Raw genomic sequence first — 262 nt, 5'->3', positions numbered from 1 at the left:
TTAGACAGCTAGGAGGTTGGCTTAGAAGCAGCCACCCTTTAAAGAAAGCGTAATAGCTCACTAGTCGAGTCGGCCTGCGCGGAAGATGTAACGGGGCTCAAACCATACACCGAAGCTACGGGTATCATCTTCGGATGATGCGGTAGAGGAGCGTTCTGTAAGCCTGTGAAGGTGAGTTGAGAAGCTTGCTGGAGGTATCAGAAGTGCGAATGCTGACATGAGTAACGACAATGGGTGTGAAAAACACCCACGCCGAAAGACC

At 50.8% G+C, this 262-nt stretch carries 1 rRNA gene; it reads left to right on the top strand.

The features are described from left to right. Positions 1-262, top strand: a 23S ribosomal RNA gene (locus QMX86_RS28390); the annotation flags it as partial.

The sequence above is a fragment of the Pseudomonas sp. PS01270 genome (assembly GCF_029959775.1).
Taxonomy (GTDB): domain Bacteria; phylum Pseudomonadota; class Gammaproteobacteria; order Pseudomonadales; family Pseudomonadaceae; genus Aquipseudomonas; species Aquipseudomonas atacamensis.
This window is presented reverse-complemented; position numbering and strand designations above follow the sequence as displayed.